Source organism: Achromobacter sp. B7 (genome assembly GCF_003600685.1).
Taxonomy (GTDB): Bacteria; Pseudomonadota; Gammaproteobacteria; order Burkholderiales; family Burkholderiaceae_B; genus Achromobacter; species Achromobacter spanius_B.
Genome location: NZ_CP032084.1, coordinates 1,543,218 through 1,558,858, shown reverse-complemented (window position 1 = coordinate 1,558,858; position 15,641 = coordinate 1,543,218). Strand labels below are relative to the sequence as shown.

16 protein-coding genes are annotated in these 15,641 nt (G+C 63.5%); 3 read left to right on the top strand and 13 right to left on the bottom strand.

All coding sequences use genetic code 11. The features are described 5' to 3' along the window. Nucleotides 1–47: 47 nt before the first annotated feature. A complete protein-coding gene (orn, locus tag DVB37_RS06970) occupies nt 48–593 on the bottom strand; it encodes an oligoribonuclease (protein ID WP_046802753.1) in 546 nt (181 codons plus the stop codon). Nucleotides 594–653: 60 nt separating this feature from the next. Between orn and DVB37_RS06965 the strand changes: the two genes are divergently transcribed. Beyond that, nucleotides 654–1,904, top strand: coding sequence for a M48 family metallopeptidase (locus DVB37_RS06965; RefSeq protein WP_046802752.1), 1,251 nt, complete (start codon nt 654–656; stop codon nt 1,902–1,904). Nucleotides 1,905–1,942: 38 nt separating this feature from the next. Then, the gene (gene rsgA / locus DVB37_RS06960) at nt 1,943–2,857 is read left to right on the top strand and encodes a ribosome small subunit-dependent GTPase A (protein ID WP_104143357.1); all 915 of its coding nucleotides are present in this window, start codon (nt 1,943–1,945) and stop codon (nt 2,855–2,857) included. 124 nt (nt 2,858–2,981) lie between these two features. On the opposite strand, the gene DVB37_RS06955 is transcribed toward rsgA, so the two are convergent. After that, a complete protein-coding gene (locus DVB37_RS06955) occupies nt 2,982–3,713 on the bottom strand; it encodes a CoA pyrophosphatase (RefSeq protein ID WP_046802751.1) in 732 nt (243 codons plus the stop codon). A gap of 123 nt (nt 3,714–3,836) precedes the next feature. Further along, entirely contained in the window at nt 3,837–4,217 is a 381-nt protein-coding gene (gene rplS, locus DVB37_RS06950) for a 50S ribosomal protein L19 (protein WP_006218237.1), read from the bottom strand. A gap of 218 nt (nt 4,218–4,435) precedes the next feature. Between rplS and DVB37_RS06945 the strand changes: the two genes are divergently transcribed. After that, nucleotides 4,436–5,308: a DMT family transporter gene (locus DVB37_RS06945; protein ID WP_104143159.1), complete on the top strand. Its 873-nt coding sequence runs from the start codon at nt 4,436–4,438 to the stop codon at nt 5,306–5,308. A 104-nt stretch (nt 5,309–5,412) separates the two neighbouring features. Here DVB37_RS06945 and DVB37_RS06940 read toward each other — a convergent pair whose 3' ends face one another. The 10 genes from DVB37_RS06940 to DVB37_RS06890 form a co-directional block, all read right to left on the bottom strand. Further along, a complete protein-coding gene (locus DVB37_RS06940; RefSeq protein ID WP_120154442.1) occupies nt 5,413–5,910 on the bottom strand; it encodes a hypothetical protein in 498 nt (165 codons plus the stop codon). A gap of 62 nt (nt 5,911–5,972) precedes the next feature. Continuing rightward, entirely contained in the window at nt 5,973–7,508 is a 1,536-nt protein-coding gene (locus DVB37_RS06930) for a PA0069 family radical SAM protein (protein ID WP_371683115.1), read from the bottom strand. A 212-nt stretch (nt 7,509–7,720) separates the two neighbouring features. Beyond that, the gene (locus DVB37_RS06925) at nt 7,721–9,019 is read right to left on the bottom strand and encodes a sulfate adenylyltransferase subunit 1 (protein WP_120154439.1); all 1,299 of its coding nucleotides are present in this window, start codon (nt 9,017–9,019) and stop codon (nt 7,721–7,723) included. A 40-nt stretch (nt 9,020–9,059) separates the two neighbouring features. Then, nucleotides 9,060–9,968 carry a sulfate adenylyltransferase subunit CysD gene (gene cysD, locus DVB37_RS06920; protein WP_120154436.1) on the bottom strand — a complete coding sequence of 303 codons (909 nt, stop codon included), beginning with the start codon at nt 9,966–9,968 and terminating at the stop codon, nt 9,060–9,062. A 41-nt stretch (nt 9,969–10,009) separates the two neighbouring features. After that, the gene (locus DVB37_RS06915; RefSeq protein WP_120154434.1) at nt 10,010–10,756 is read right to left on the bottom strand and encodes a phosphoadenylyl-sulfate reductase; all 747 of its coding nucleotides are present in this window, start codon (nt 10,754–10,756) and stop codon (nt 10,010–10,012) included. Between the two features lie 2 nt (nt 10,757–10,758). Further along, nucleotides 10,759–11,823, bottom strand: a complete 1,065-nt coding sequence (locus DVB37_RS06910) for a sulfate/molybdate ABC transporter ATP-binding protein (RefSeq protein WP_046802744.1) — start codon at nt 11,821–11,823, stop codon at nt 10,759–10,761. A 27-nt stretch (nt 11,824–11,850) separates the two neighbouring features. Continuing rightward, on the bottom strand, nt 11,851–12,753 hold the full coding sequence (cysW, locus tag DVB37_RS06905) for a sulfate ABC transporter permease subunit CysW (protein WP_046802743.1): 903 nt from the start codon (nt 12,751–12,753) through the stop codon (nt 11,851–11,853). After that, the gene (gene cysT, locus DVB37_RS06900) at nt 12,750–13,640 is read right to left on the bottom strand and encodes a sulfate ABC transporter permease subunit CysT (RefSeq protein WP_371683114.1); all 891 of its coding nucleotides are present in this window, start codon (nt 13,638–13,640) and stop codon (nt 12,750–12,752) included. Before cysT ends, cysW begins: the two co-directional genes overlap by 4 nt. A 24-nt stretch (nt 13,641–13,664) precedes the next feature. Beyond that, nucleotides 13,665–14,693 carry a sulfate ABC transporter substrate-binding protein gene (locus DVB37_RS06895; RefSeq protein ID WP_104143150.1) on the bottom strand — a complete coding sequence of 343 codons (1,029 nt, stop codon included), beginning with the start codon at nt 14,691–14,693 and terminating at the stop codon, nt 13,665–13,667. Between the two features lie 213 nt (nt 14,694–14,906). Beyond that, complete coding sequence (locus tag DVB37_RS06890; RefSeq protein WP_046802740.1) at nt 14,907–15,548, bottom strand: peroxiredoxin; 642 nt, start codon at nt 15,546–15,548, stop codon at nt 14,907–14,909. Nucleotides 15,549–15,641: the final 93 nt, after the last annotated feature.

Sequence of the window (15,641 nt, the reverse complement as noted above, 5' to 3'; positions counted from 1 at the left end):
CCCGCTGCATCCCGCTCGATACATGCGCCCCCTGAAAACCGCCCTGCCTACACCTTCAGCAGGTGCTCGCGGTAGTACTTGAGTTCGTCGATGGACTCGTAGATGTCGGCCAGCGCTTCGTGGCGGCTCTTTTTCTCAAAGCCCTTGTACACGGCCGGCGCCCAGCGGCGCGCCAATTCCTTCAGCGTGCTGACATCCAGGTTGCGGTAGTGGAAAAACTGCTCCAGGCGCGGCATGTACGCAAACATGAAGCGGCGATCCTGGCTGATGGTGTTGCCGCACAACGGCGACTTACCCGCCGGCACATGCTGCGCCAAAAACGCCAAGAGCGTATCCTCTGCCTGCGCTTCGGACACCGTGGACGCGCGCACCTTGTCGATCAGGCCGCTTTTGCCATGGGTGGATTTATTCCAGTTGTCCATGGCGTCAAGCAGGCTGTCAGGCTGGTGGACGACCAGCACCGGGCCTTCGGCCACGACCGTCAGGTCGGGTTCCGTCACCACGACGGCCACCTCGATGATGCGTTCTTTCTCGGGATCCAGCCCGGTCATTTCCATGTCGAGCCAGACCAGGCGATTTTCGTTCACAGCCATATAATTTGCCTATAAAACACGCGATTTTCGCACATCCCTACTGAGCAAAACGCTTCGCCCATGTTCACACTGCTGTTCGTTGCTTTCCTGCTGGCCGATATTGCCGTGCGCCTGTGGCTGGCCGGTCGCCAGATCCGCCACGTGGCGCGTAACCGCGATCGCGTGCCGGATGAATTTTCGCCTCGCATCGGCCTGACCAGCCATCAGCGCGCGGCCGATTACACCATCGCCCGCGTCAAACTGGGCATGCTTGAACGCACCTACGACGCCATTTTGCTGGTCTGCCTGACGTTGATGGGCGGCTTGCAATTCATCGACCTGATGGTTGGGCAGCTTACCAGCAATGATTTTTTGCGCCAGATGCTTTTGCTGGTCGTGGTGGCGCTGGTGCTTGGCGTGCTGGGCCTGCCTTTCACGCTGTGGCGGCAGTTCAAGCTTGAGGCGCGTTTTGGCTTCAACCGGATGACGCCCGAGCTATTCATTGCCGACACGGCCAAGGGCCTGCTGGTTGCCGCCGTGCTGGGCCTGCCGCTGGCCGCCGCTGTGCTGTGGTTGATGGGCAGCGCGGGCGCCTACTGGTGGGTCTGGGCGTGGGCGCTGTGGACGGTGTTCAACCTGGCGCTGCTGATCGTCTACCCGATGTTCATTGCCCCGCTTTTCAATAAATTCACGCCGCTGTCCGACCCGGACCTGGCCGGCCGCATCCAACGGCTGGCCCAGCGCTGCGGCTTCGCGCTGAACGGACTGTTCGTCATGGACGGCTCGCGCCGGTCCGCGCACGGCAATGCCTATTTCACCGGCTTTGGAAGGTCGCGCCGCATCGTGTTTTTCGACACCCTGCTGGCGCGCCTGAACGGCGATGAAATTGAAGCGGTGTTGGCCCACGAACTGGGTCATTTCGCCAAGCGTCATATCATCAAGCGCGTCGCCTTCAGCTTTGGCGCCGCGCTGGCCTTTTTTGCCATCCTGGGCTGGGTATCGCAACAACCCTGGTTCTACATGGACCTGGGTGTGGTGCCCCAACTGGGCGGACGCAACGACGCGATGGCGTTGCTGCTGTTCTTCCTGGTCATTCCCGTTTTTACTTTCATGTTCACGCCGTTGGCCAGCTGGTACTCGCGTCGCGACGAATTCGAAGCGGACCGCTATGCGGCCGAGCAGAGTTCGCCGCAACATCTGGTGTCCGCGCTGGTCAAACTCTACGACGACAACGCCGCTACGCTGACTCCCGACCCTGTGCATTCCGCCTTCTACGATAGCCATCCCCCCGCCGCCGAGCGCATCCGCCACCTGATGGCGCCCACCGCATGAGCGCCCCGCGCAATGCCAGAAACGGCGTGGCAGCGCCCATGACCGACGCCGTGGACGGCCAGCTGGACGGCCGCATCATCGCCGCGCACGGACGCCACTACACCGTTGAGCTTGCCGACGGATCGCTGCGCAAGTGCTTTCCCCGCGGCAAAAAGGCCGGCGCCGCCGTCGGCGACCGCGTGCGCATTGCCCCGCAAGGCAAGGACGAAGGCGCGATCGACGCGATCCTGCCGCGCACCAACCTGCTGTACCGGTCCGACGAGATGCGGTCCAAGCAGTTCGCCTCCAACGTCGACCAGTTGTTGATCGTGATCGCGGTGCAGCCGACCTTCTCCGACGACCTGACCGGGCGAGCCCTGGCCGGCGCCTGGAGCGCGGGCATCTCGCCGCTGATCGTCTTGAACAAGACCGACCTGACGGAAGAATTGCCCGCCGCCCGCGCCCGCCTGGCGCCGATTGCGGCGTTGGGCGTGCCCGTGGTCGAGCTCAGCGCGCTGGAACCTGAAAAAGTGCACACGCTGCTGGCGCCTCGTCTGGCCGGGCGCACCAATCTGCTGCTGGGTCAAAGCGGCATGGGCAAGTCCACGCTGCTTAACGCATTGATCCCGGACGCGCGCGCGGCCACGCGCGAACACTCCACGGCGTTGGACATGGGCAAGCACACCACGACCAGCACGCGGCTTTATCACCTGCCCGATCCCGGCGGTGACCTGATCGATTCGCCCGGGTTCCAGGCGTTCGGCTTGCAACACCTGACGCGCGACGACATCATCCGCGGCTTCCCTGAATTTGCGCAGCCTATCGAGGAATGCCGCTTCTACAATTGCACGCACCGCCGTGAACCGGGCTGCGGCGTAGTGGCCGCCCTGCAGGCAGGCAAGATCAACCCGCTGCGCTACGCGCTATACGAGCGCATTCTTGAAGAGAATCTGGCGGGTCAGCAGCGCTATTGATTTTGGGCTGCTCGCGAACGCCGCGATGGCCATAAAGGCCACGGCAACAAAAACGGCCCGCAAGGGCCGTTTTCTATTGCACGGACAAATAGCGCGATGGTCTGGCCCGCTTTCGGCCATACCGTCAGCGCGGCTGCAATCCGTGGCGCAGCAGGTGATAGAGGTTGCGCAACATGCCCGCCGTTGCCCCCCAGATGAAATGCTTGCCGTAGGGCATCCCGTAGTAATTGCGCACGCGTCCGTCGTCCAGCCTGGCCTCGTACAGCCGATGATTGGCCGGGTCCATCAGGAACGACAGCGGCACTTCAAACACTTCAGCTACCTCGAACGCGTCGGGCGCCAGTTCAAAACCGGGCCGCACCAACGACACCACCGGAATGATCGAAAAACCCGTCGCCGTCAGGTAGGGCGGCATGCTGCCCAACACTTCCACATGGTCTTCCGGCAATCCGGTTTCTTCCTGCGCTTCGCGCAAGGCAGCGGCCACGGGTGTAGGGTCGCTGGTTTCGATGCGGCCACCCGGAAAGCTGATCTGCCCCGCGTGGTCATGCAGATGCGCGGCGCGCTGGGTCAGCATGATGTGTACGCCGTCGTCGCGCGTGACCAGCGGAATCAACACGGCCGCGGGCACCGGTGTGCCCTCGCGGCCGGGGTATCGCAGATCGTTGTCGCGCGAAAGCTCCAGCGTCCAGGTGGATGGCTGGTTCAGCGTGCCCCGCAGGCGATCCGGGGTCAACAGGCTGGCAGGTACGGCCGGCAGAGAATCATTGGCCACTACCCACGGTTGCGTTGCCGGATCGAAGCCCGGGCGCACAAGCGGCCGTCGAGGCCGCGCAGAATACGAGGAATCAGACATACGGCTTTGCTAAAAGAAAAAGGCACCCTCGCAGGTGCCTTTTTAACCCGGAAACCTGTGCCGGACGGAAACGCTGAATGGCGCGAACGTCCGACACTGGTAGGGCCGTGTGCCGATAAGCGATCAAGCCGCCGAGGCTTGCTTGCTGACCAGCTTTTCCTTGATACGTGCCGACTTGCCCGAGCGGTTGCGCAGGTAGTACAGCTTGGCGCGGCGCACGTCGCCGCGGCGCTTGACTTCGATGCCGGCGATTTGCGGCGAGTACAGCTGGAACGTACGTTCCACGGCTTCACCCGACGAAATCTTGCGCACGGTGAACGCGGAGTTCAGGCCGCGATTGCGCTTGGCGATAACAACGCCTTCGAAAGCCTGCACGCGCTTGCGGGTGCCTTCAACGACGTTCACGCTCACGATGACGGTGTCACCAGGAGCAAATTCAGGCTTGGCTTGGCCGCCGGTCAGACGGGCAATTTCTTCCTGTTCCAGGATAGCGATAAGGTTCATGAGAACTCCTAGATCATCATGTCTTTGCGGGCTAAAACTTTTGCCGTTCGTTTTTTACCGATGTTGTTACTGGTGCCGCAAGCAGAGGATGAGATTTGGCAAACCAATGATTCTACACCAAAAGTTGGCTAGGCCGTCGGGTAGAATGGCGCCCTTCCGGCAGCTTGCTGTACCCTAGCGGCTTCTGTAACAAACACGTCATTCGGCGCTGTTCCCTCATGTCGTATACGTCCCTGATATTGGTCGTCCTGGCGGCGATGGCCCACGCTACGTGGAACCTGCTTGCCAAGCGCGCGGCCATGGTGGGCGCGCCTTTTGTGTTTGCCTACGGGCTGTGCGCCTCGTTGCTGTACGCCCCCTGGGTCATCTGGGTGCTGATCCACGACGGCATGACATGGACGTGGCCCGTCGTCGGCGCCATCCTGACATCCAGCCTGTTGCATCTGGGCTACAGCCTTTGCCTGCAACGCGGCTATCAGGTTGCCGACCTGTCCGTGGTGTATCCGATTGCGCGAGGCACCGGCCCGCTGCTTTCCACGACGGGGGCATTCCTGCTGCTGGGCGAACCCGCCACCGGCACCGGCATTGTCGGCATGCTGTGCGTGGTGATCGGCGTGCTGATGATCGCCACCCAAGGGCGTCTGACCATCTTCAAGCAGGCCCAAGCGTGGATCGGCGTGCGCTGGGGCGTGGTGATCGGCCTGTTCATCGCCGCCTACACCGTGGTGGACGCCTATGGCGTGAAGGTTCTGTTGATCAGCCCCGTGCTGTTCGATTGGTTCACATGCGTAACGCGCACCGCCATGATGACGCCCCACATGATGGGCCGGCGCGCGCAAGCCTGGCAGTCCATGCGCGGACACTGGCATCTCGCGCTGGCCGTGGGCCTGCTGTCTCCGTTGGGGTACATCCTGGTGCTATATGCGCTGCGCAACGGCGCGCCGTTAAGCCTGGTGGCGCCTGCCCGCGAAATGTCGATGATGCTGGGCACCCTGGCCGGCATGTTCCTGCTGCGCGAAAAGGTCGGGCCGGGCCGGTTGGCCGGCTGCGTATCCATTCTGGTGGGCGTGGTGCTGCTGGGCTCCAGCTAAGCCTGCCACGCTGAGCTCGCCGACGTGAAGCTTGGCGCTCGCCTAGCCTGCCGTGACCGTTCAATGTATCAGTCGTGATTGTTTGAAAATCGAGCCCAGGCGATTCAGAAGCCAGCGGCGGCTCCAAGCCACATCAGGCCGGGGATGATTGCGCCCCACGCCAACACCATCACCACATCCAGCACCATGGCCTTCATGGTGACTTGCGACGTTACGGGTTCAACGGTGGCGTTGCCCAGACTGCGCTCGCGTACCGCCGACACCGGCAAAGCGGGGGCCATGGCAGGTGACAAGGCGGGCGCCATCGTGGGGGTGACGGCAGGCACCGGCAACGGTGTCACGCCCGATGGGATCCCGCGCGTTGCCGCGCGCTCGACCAAGCCGCCCTCTTGGGCCGGCGTGGGCGGGAACGGCCAGCGCGCGGGAGACGTGCCCGAGCGGCTGCGCTGGCGCGGTTCGTCACCGGCGGACGCGGTATTCCACGGCATGGCCAGGCCCGCCAGCTTGGCGCAAGCGGCGCGGGCTCGATACGCGCCACGGCGCAGCGGGTTCAACGAGACGATGAGCTCATCCGACAAAACGGAAAAATCAGCGGTGTTCATGAGAACTCCTTGAAGAAACGATTCCACGCCGCCGCAGCGGCCGACACGGCGAGCGGCCGTGATCAATCGAACAGCGACAACTGGCCGGCCGCCAGCGCCTGCAACTGGCGCGCCCCGCGGCCATAGCCGCCGGAAACTGCCGGCAGGCCGTCAGAAAGGGGGACCCCTGAAGACGCTTGCGCGCCAACCGGGGATAGGAAAGCGGTAGAGGAAGGGGTAGCGGGCACAGTCACCGCAGAGCCGGCCGACGACGCCACTGCTGCGGACACAGCCGAAGAGGCCGTGCCCTGCCCTGCAAGCGGGCCCGCCGAAAACAGAGACGGCGTGGCGCCCGCCGCCAGCGGCGGCTGGAAGCGATCGCAGTCCAGCGCGAGCCTGTGGCGGTTCAGCCCCAGCTTGCGGGTCGCGACGGCGAAGCGCTGGCGCAGCAAGTCTGCCCAGATGCCGGTGCCACGCATGCGCGAGCCAAAATTAGGGTCATTGCGGCGACCGTTGCGCAGGTCTTCTATGCGGTGCAGCACGCGCTGGGCGCGGTCGGGGTAATGGGCGTTAAGCCAATCCTCGAACAGGGTTTTGACCTCCCAGGGCAGGCGCACGACGGTGTAGCTGGCGTAATGCGCGCCGGCCGCCTTGGATTCGTGGAGGATGTGTTCCATGGATTCATCATTGATGAACGGGATGACAGGCGCCACCAGCACGCCGACCGGCACGCCGGCATCCGTAAGGCTGCGCACAGCTTCCAGCCGCCGCCACGGCGCTGCGGCACGCGGCTCCAGCGTGCGCGCCATGCCGGCGTCCAGCGTGGTGATGCTGATATAGACGACCACCAGATTCTGCTCAGCCAGCGCTGCAAGCAGATCGAGATCCCGGGCGACCAGCGCGTTTTTCGTGACGATGGTGACGGGATGCCGGGTTTCCAGCATCAGTTCCAGCATGCCGCGCGTCAGCCGCCAATCGCGTTCGATGGGCTGGTAAGCGTCAGTGGCGGAACCGATATTGATGGGCGACGGCTTGTAGCCGGGGCGCCCCAGTTCGGCGCGCAGCGCATCCACGGCGTTTGCCTTGGCCACCAGGCGGGTTTCGAAGTCCAGCCCGGGCGACATGCCCAAATACGAATGCGTGGGCCGCGCATAGCAGTACACGCAGCCGTGCTCGCATCCGCGATACGGGTTTACCGCAACGTCGAAGGGGATATCGGGCGAGTCATTGCGCGACAGCATCTTGCGCGCTTCTTCGGCCGTGACGGTTGTCTTGGGTGCGGGCGGAGCCAGCCGCGTATCAGGAACGATGGGGATGACTGCGGCGCCGGAGCGCGCGCCAGCCCTCGGCGCGTGCGCGGAGCCGGACCCGGCTTCAGGAGAATCGCCCGAAGCGGAATCCGTGAATGTATCGGAAAAGGAGTCGGAGAAAGAGTCGGGGACGGATTCTACGAAATCCGCCGGCAGGCCTGAACCGGACCAACCGTCGTCGACCTGCACACGGTCATCGCGCTGAAAGCGATGCCGAACATTAGTAACCGCACCCCGACCGCGCAAGGCGGCGGGGGCGGCAGCCGGGGACCCAGAACCGGCGGGAAAAGAATGATCGGTGCGTGCCATAAAAACTACTGTACAAAAACACAGTGGTTTTGACAAGCACCAAAAGCCTTTCCGTAAGACAGCCCCACTTTACCGCAAGACGCGAGGCGCGTCTGAACAAATCGATTTCATCAGGCGATATCGCCCGAAAACCCGCACCAGCATTAGGTTTGGAAGAAATACAACATCAAAAATCGGGCCGAAAGTCCGTTGTTTTCCGGCCCGATTCCACCCTAGCGCAACATGCCCGCCGCAGCCGTCTGATGCGTGGCTTCATCGATCAGAATGAAGGCGCCGGTCGTCGGCACATCAGCGTACCGATCCACCGCCAACGCCTCGCGCGTGGTGAACGTCACGCGACCGATGTCGTTCATCTGCAAGGTGCCTTCGGTGTTCTCGACTTCCTGCAATTCGTGGATGTCGCGATGCGAGAGCACCGCGCGAATCTTTGCCGACGTCAGCCGCGTGCCCGACTTCAACAGATACTTGCGCGCCGGGTTCAACGCTTGCGCATCCAGCCAGCACAGCTCGGCTTCGAACTCGCGCGTGACTTGCGCCGGCGCCGCCGTGTGCACGATGACATCACCGCGCGACACGTCGACATCGCGATCCAGCACCACCGTGACCGAGTCGCCCGCCACCGCCTCGTCCAGCACGCGGTCAAAGACGCGGACTTCGCGCACCACCGCACTGACGCCCGACGGTTGCACGGTGATGGCGTCGCCCGCGCGCAGCACGCCGCTGGCCAACCGGCCGGCATAACCGCGAAAGTCTTCTTTCTGATCACCCCCGTGCCGCGCCACCCACTGCACGGGAAAGCGCAGCGGCAAGGCACGGCCGTCGCTGGCAAGATCCAACGATTCCAACAGCGCCAGCAAAGGCTGGCCCTCGTACCAGGGCGTCTTGGGCGACAGCGTCACGACGTTGTCGCCATTCAGCGCCGACAGCGGCAGCGCATCGAAATGTGCGATGCCAAGCTTGGCGGCGAGTTCGGCATACGCATCGCGAATGCGCTCGAACACGGCGCGATCCCAATCGACCAGGTCCATCTTGTTCACGGCCACCACGATGTGGCGGATACCCAGCAGCCGCGCAATGGTGCTGTGCCGCTTGGTCTGCGGCAGCAGCTTGCCGTCGGCCGCGCGCGTGGCGTCGATGAGGATCACGGCCACGTCCGCCGTGGACGCGCCCGTGACCATATTGCGCGTGTATTGCTCGTGGCCGGGCGCATCGGCAATGATGAATTTGCGCGCGGGTGTAGAAAAGTACCGGTAGGCCACGTCAATCGTGATGCCCTGCTCGCGCTCGGCTTCGAGCCCGTCGGTCAAGAGGGAAAAGTCGATGCCGTCGCCCGCCACGCGCTTGTGCTTGGCGCGCGAGATCGCATCCAGCTGGTCGGCGAATACGCCCTTGCTGTCGTACAGCAGGCGGCCGATCAGCGTGGATTTGCCATCGTCGACGGAGCCCGCCGTGATCAAGCGCAGCACGCCCGTGCCGGCGCCGGAAAGGAAAGAATCGTTCAGTGCGTTCATGGTGCGTCCCCTGCCGCCGGCCGCAGCCGGCGTTGTGCATTCAGAAATAGCCTTCCTTCTTGCGGCGCTCCATCGAGGCCTCGGAAGTCTGGTCGTCCATGCGCGTTGCGCCGCGCTCGGTGATGTCGGTCACCGCCGTCTCGGCGATGATGGCGTAGGTGTCGGCCGCGTCGGAAGCCACCGGGCAGGTGCACGAAATATCGCCCACCGTGCGAAAGCGCACCGGCATCCGCTCGACCTGCTCGCCGTCTTGCGGCGGCGTCAGGCGGGTCACCGGCACCAGCAGGCCCTTGCGCCGGACCACCTCGCGCTGGTGGCTGAAGTAGATCGACGGCAACGCCAGTTGCTCGCGCTGGATGTATTGCCAGACGTCCAGTTCCGTCCAGTTCGAAATCGGGAAGACGCGCATGTTCTCGCCGCGATGCACGCGCGTGTTGAACAGGTTCCACAGTTCAGGGCGCTGTGCCTTGGGGTCCCATTGGCCGAATTCATCGCGGAACGAAAAGATGCGCTCCTTGGCGCGGGCCTTTTCCTCGTCGCGGCGCGCTCCGCCGATGCAGGCGTCAAAGCCGAATTCCTCGATGGCTTCCAGCAGCGTCACCGCCTGCGCCGCATTGCGCGAGTCGGTTTCGCGCCGCAGCACCACGCTGCCACGCTTGATGGAGTCCTCGACGCTGCGCACGATCAGGGTCTCGCCCAATTCGGCTGCGCGCTGATCGCGAAAGGCGATGACTTCATCGAAGTTGTGGCCCGTGTCGATGTGCATCAGCGGGAAGGGAAAGCGGCCGGGGCGAAACGCCTTTTCCGCCAGGCGCAGCAGCACCACGGAGTCCTTGCCGCCCGAGAACAGCAGCACGGGCTTTTCGCTTTCGGCGGCCACCTCGCGCATGATGAATATCGCTTCCGATTCCAGCCAATCCAGGTGGCTGCGTTGGATCACAGCAGACATAGGTTCTTCCCCTAAGACAGAATTTGAATTCATGGACGGCGTCATTCGCCGCGCGTCACGACACTGATGACGCGGTTGCCCGCGTGCAGACCGCATTCCTTGGAATCCGACGATTCCCACCACCATCTTCCAGCTCGCACGTCCTCGCCCGGCCGGATGGCGCGCGTACAGGGCTCGCAGCCGATGGACGGGTAGCCCTGGTCGTGCAGGGGGTTGTAGGGCACATCCAGCGCACGGATCACTGCCCACACGTCGTCCTCGCTCCATTCGGCCAGCGGGTTGAACTTGGTCAGGCCGAACACGGCGTCTTGCTCTTGCAAGGGCAGTTCGCCGCGCGTGGTGGATTGCTGGCGCCGCTGCCCGGTGACCCAGGCGCTGCGCCCGGCCAGCGCGCGTCGCAGCGGCTCGACCTTGCGAATCTGGCAACAGGCTTTGCGCAGATCCACGCTTTCATAGAACGCATAGGCGCCATGCTGGGCAACGTGCTGCTCCACCGCCGCCGCCACGGGCCGGTACACCGTGACATCGCGCCCATAGCGCGCGCGAACGGCGTCCAGCACACCCAGCGTTTCCGCATGCAAGCGGCCCGTATCCAGCGTGAACACTTCCAGGTCCAGGCCCGAGTCGTAGATGGCATGCGTCAACAACATGTCTTCAGCGGCCAGCGACGACGCCAGCGCGGCGTCCGGGTGACGCTGCTGAATATCGGCCAGACGCCGCACCAGCGCCTGCCAACGCTGCGCCAGCGCGGCGTCCTGGATGGAAGGAAAATCAACAGAGGTTGTCATGGTCATGGTTGCACCGCAAAGATCCGGGCGCGCCGGGGACGCGCCAACAACGTATCGCCATCGCGCAGGTCCAGTTCCCGATACAGGTGCTCGGGCACTTCCGCTTCGATGATGGCGTCGGAATCCTGGCGCGCCAGTTCCAGATAGGCGCTGGGGCCGGCCAGATAGGCGTGCGACAGGCGCACCGCAATGCCCTGCCCGCCCGCGCGATAACGCTCGATCTCGAACTCGTGGGGACGAACGTAAGCGGTGGCGCGCTGCGCATGGGCTTGCGCCAGGTCAGGCGCCGGCAGCGACAAGCCGGCGCCTTCCCAGACACCGCCCGTCGCCACGCCTTGAAGCTGGTTCACATCGCCAAGAAAGCCGTACACAAACGGCGTCGCGGGCTGCTCCCAGACTTCACGCGGCGTGCCCACCTGCTCGATACGGCCGGCGTTCATCAGCACCACGCGGTCCGCGACCTCAAGCGCCTCTTCCTGGTCGTGCGTCACAAACACACTGGCCACGTTCAGCTCGTCATGCAGCCGGCGCAACCAACGACGCAGTTCCTTGCGTACCTTGGCGTCCAGCGCGCCGAACGGTTCGTCAAGCAGCAACACGCGCGGCTCCACGGCCAGCGCGCGTGCCAGGGCGATACGCTGACGCTGGCCGCCGGACAGCTGCGCCGGATAACGATCCGCCAGCCAATCCAGCTGCACCAGCGTCAGCAGGTCATGCACCTTGCGCTGGATCTGGTCTTCGGACGGGCGCTGCGACCGGTGCTTCACGCGCAGGCCGAACGCCACGTTCTCGAACACCGTCATGTGCTTGAACAGCGCGTAATGCTGGAATACGAATCCCACCTGGCGCTGGCGCACGTCCACGTCCGTGGCGTCTTCGCCCCCGAACAGGACGCTGCCCGAATCCGGCAATTCCAGCCCGGCGATGATGCGCAGCAGCGACGTCTTGCCGCAGCCGGACGGCCCCAGCAACGCCACCAGTTCGCCGGTTTCGATATGCAGCGACACGTCATTCAGCGCCTGGAACTGGCCGAAGCGCTTGGATAGATTACGTACTTCGATACTCATGCCTGTCTCCGTCTGGGCCGTCGCGCGTTACGCGATGGCCGGCTTGATCGTTGCGGCCGCTGCACCGGGATACTCGACCGGCAGGTCGGCGGCGCGCAGCATGCGCGCGTTGCGCCACTCGACCAGGTTTTTCGCCACCAGGGTCACCAGCGCCAGCAGAGCCAGCAACGAGGCCACGGCGAACGCGGCCGAGTACTGGTATTCGTTGTAGAGAATTTCCACGTGCAGGGTCATGGTGTTGGTCAGCCCGCGCACCTGGCCGGACACCACCGACACCGCGCCAAATTCACCCATTGCCCGCGCGTTGCACAAGATGGCGCCGTACAGCAGGCCCCACTTGATATTGGGCAGCGTCACGCGCCAGAAGATCTGCCAGCCGCTGGCGCCCAGCGTCAGCGCCGCCTGTTCTTCTTCGCTGCCTTGCGCCTGCATCAACGGGATCAGCTCACGCGCCACAAACGGAAAGGTCACGAACAGCGTGGCCAGGATGATGCCGGGCACGGCGTAGACGATCTTCCAGTCGTGGTCCTGCAACCAGCCGCCCAGCCATCCTTGCGTGCCGAACAACAGAATGAAAACCAGGCCGGCCACCACGGGCGATACCGAGAACGGCAGGTCGATCAACGTGATCAGGAACTGCTTGCCGCGAAACTGGAACTTGGTGATGGCCCATGCCGCCGCCACGCCAAACACCAGGTTCACCGGCAACGCGATGGCAGCCACCAGCAAGGTCAGCCGGATGGCGGACAGCGCGTCGGGCTCGACGATGGCATCCAGGTACAGTTGCCAGCCTTTCTTGAAGGCCTCGGCGAACACTGCCGCCAGCGGCACCAGCAGGAACAGGGTCAGGAATGCCAGCGCAACAAACAGCAAGATGCCGCGCACCCAGCGCGGTTCGGTCAAATGGGCGGGACGGTCCGCTGCGCTCATGCCAGCCTCCCAAGGTTGCGGCGGGCTTGCCAGCCTTGCAGCAGGTTGATGACCAACAGCATGACGAAGGACAGCACCAGCATCACGGTCGCGATGGCGGCGGCGCCGGCGTAGTCGAATTGTTCCAACTTTGAAATGATCAGCAGCGGCGTGATCTCGGACACCATCGGCATGTTGCCGGCAATGAAAACCACCGACCCGTACTCGCCGACTGCCCGCGCGAACGCCAGCGCAAAGCCCGTCATCAACGCCGGCACGACGCTGGGCAGCAGCACGCGGCGGATGGTCTGCCAGCGGCTGGCACCCAGGCTGGCCGCCGCCTCTTCGATTTCGCGTTCTACGTCTTCCAGCACCGGCTGCACCGTGCGCACCACGAAGGGCACGCCGATGAAGATCAGCGCGATCACGATGCCCAGCGGCGTGAACGCCACCTTCCATCCAAACCACTCGGACAGCGGCGCGCCCAGCCAGCCTTTTTGCGAATACAGCGCGGTCAGCGCGATGCCCGCCACCGCTGTGGGCAATGCGAAGGGCAGATCCACCAGAGCGTCCAGAATCTTCTTGCCGGGAAAGCGATAGCGCACCAGCACCCAGGCCACCACGGACCCGAACACCAGGTTGACCAGCGCAGCGATCAGCGAGGCGCCAAAGGTCAGTTGATACGACGCCATCACGCGCGGCGCCGTCACGGTGTCCCAAAACCCTTGCCACCCGAGTTCGGCGCTTTTGATGGGCAGCGCAGCCAGGGGAATCAGCACAAGCACGCTTAGGTACAGCACGGCGTAGCCCATGGAAATACCGAATCCGGGCAGCACGCCCGGGCTGTTGCGCCGAACGGCAAAAGGCGCTTGCGCGCCGATTGCCGTCGGGGGGGAGGCAGTTGTCATAGCCGTCGTCCGAAAGTCGTGTCGTTATTTCTTTTGCGGCAGGTAGATCTGGTCGAAGGTGCCGCCATCACTGAAGTGATCTTTCTGCGCCTTGCGCCAGCCGCCAAAGATCTTGTCGTCGATGGTGACGAGCTTGACCTTGGGGAACTTGCTTTCGTACTTGGCGGCCACCGTCTTGTCGATGGGGCGGTAATAGTTCTTGGCGATAATTTCCTGCGCGGCGGGCGTGTACAGGAATTCCAGATACGCCTGGGCGGCGGCGCGCGTTCCCTTCTTGTCCACGATCTTGTCCACGACGGCCACCGGCGGTTCGGCCAGGATGGACAGGGACGGCACCACGATGTCGAACTTGTCGGGACCCAGTTCTTCAAGCGCCAGGAAGGCTTCGTTTTCCCACGCCAGCAGCACGTCGCCCACGCCGCGTTCCACGAACGTGGTCGTGGCGCCGCGTGCACCGGTGTCCAGCACCGGCACGTGCTTGAGCAGGTCGCCGACATAGGCGCGAGCCTTCTCTTCGCTGCCGCCGTTCTTTTCCAACGCGTAGGCCCAGGCAGCCAGATAGTTCCAGCGCGCGCCGCCGGAAGTCTTCGGGTTGGGCGTGATGACTTGCACGCCGTCCTTGATCAGGTCGTCCCAGTCCTTGATGCCCTTGGGGTTGCCCTTGCGCACCAGGAACACGATGGTGGACGTATAGGGCGAACTGTTCTGCGGCAGGCGAGACTGCCAGTTTTCGGGAATGAGCCCCCGGTCGGCAATGGCGTCGATGTCATAGGCCAGCGCCAGCGTCACCACATCGGCTTCCAGCCCATCGATGACCGAGCGCGCCTGGCGACCCGATCCGCCGTGCGACTGGCGTATGGTCAGGTCGACGCCGGCCTTGTCCTTGTACTGCTTGATGAAGGCATCGTCGATGGCGCGATACAGCTCGCGCGTGGGGTCATAGGACACGTTCAACAGCGTTTGCTTTTGCTGCGCTTGCGCCGGCGCCACGGCCGTCAGAGATACCGCCACCGCTGCCAGCGCGGCCAACCAACCTGCTTTTCCGAAAGACATCCCTTGCTCCCTGTATTTTCAATATGGAAGCAAGTGTGCTGGCTGCGCATTCTGAACGGAACGAATCATTATTTGATTGCTCATCGCTCGCAGGCATATAGGACCGCCGTCCCAGCCATGAAAAAACCGCCGCGTTCTCCTATGGAGAAGGCGGCGGTTCGGGCGGCTCAACGCCGCGTTTTTTAGCGGGAGGCTACCCCCCGGAATTCGAATTTACTTATTCGGTTGGGGCGTGATGCGCAGGTAAGGACGCACGGCCTTATAGCCTTTGGGGAACTTCTCTTTGATGACGGCCTCGTCCTGCAGGGACGGAACAATGATCACATCGTCGCCATCTTCCCAGTTGACCGGCGTGGCCACGCTGTGGCTGTCGGTCAATTGCAGCGAGTCGATGACGCGCAGGATTTCATTGAAGTTGCGGCCCGTGCTGGCCGGATACGTGATGATCAGGCGCACCTTCTTGTTCGGGTCGATGATGAACACCGAACGCACCGTCAAGGTGGCGTTGGCGTTAGGGTGGATCATGTCGTAAAGCTCGGAGACCTTGCGATCCTTGTCGGCCAGGATCGGAAAGTTGACCTTGGTGGACTGCGTGTCGTTGATGTCTTCGATCCACTTCGAATGCGAATCGGCGCCGTCCACCGACAGGGCCAGCACCTTCACATTGCGCTTGGCGAATTCGTCAGCGAGCTTGGCCGTGTAACCCAGCTCGGTCGTGCACACCGGCGTGAAGTCGGCCGGATGCGAAAACAGCACCCCCCAGCTATTGCCCAGATATTCGTGGAAGCGAATGGGACCGGCCGAGGAATCCTGTTCGAAATCGGGGGCGGTATCGCCCAGACGTAGATGACTCATGGTGTCTCCTATTTGAGGATTCAGAGGGGAGGATCTGGCCGCCCGCCTTGCAGGGGGCAGCGCAGGATGGCGTTTCAAAGCCGAGCTTACTGC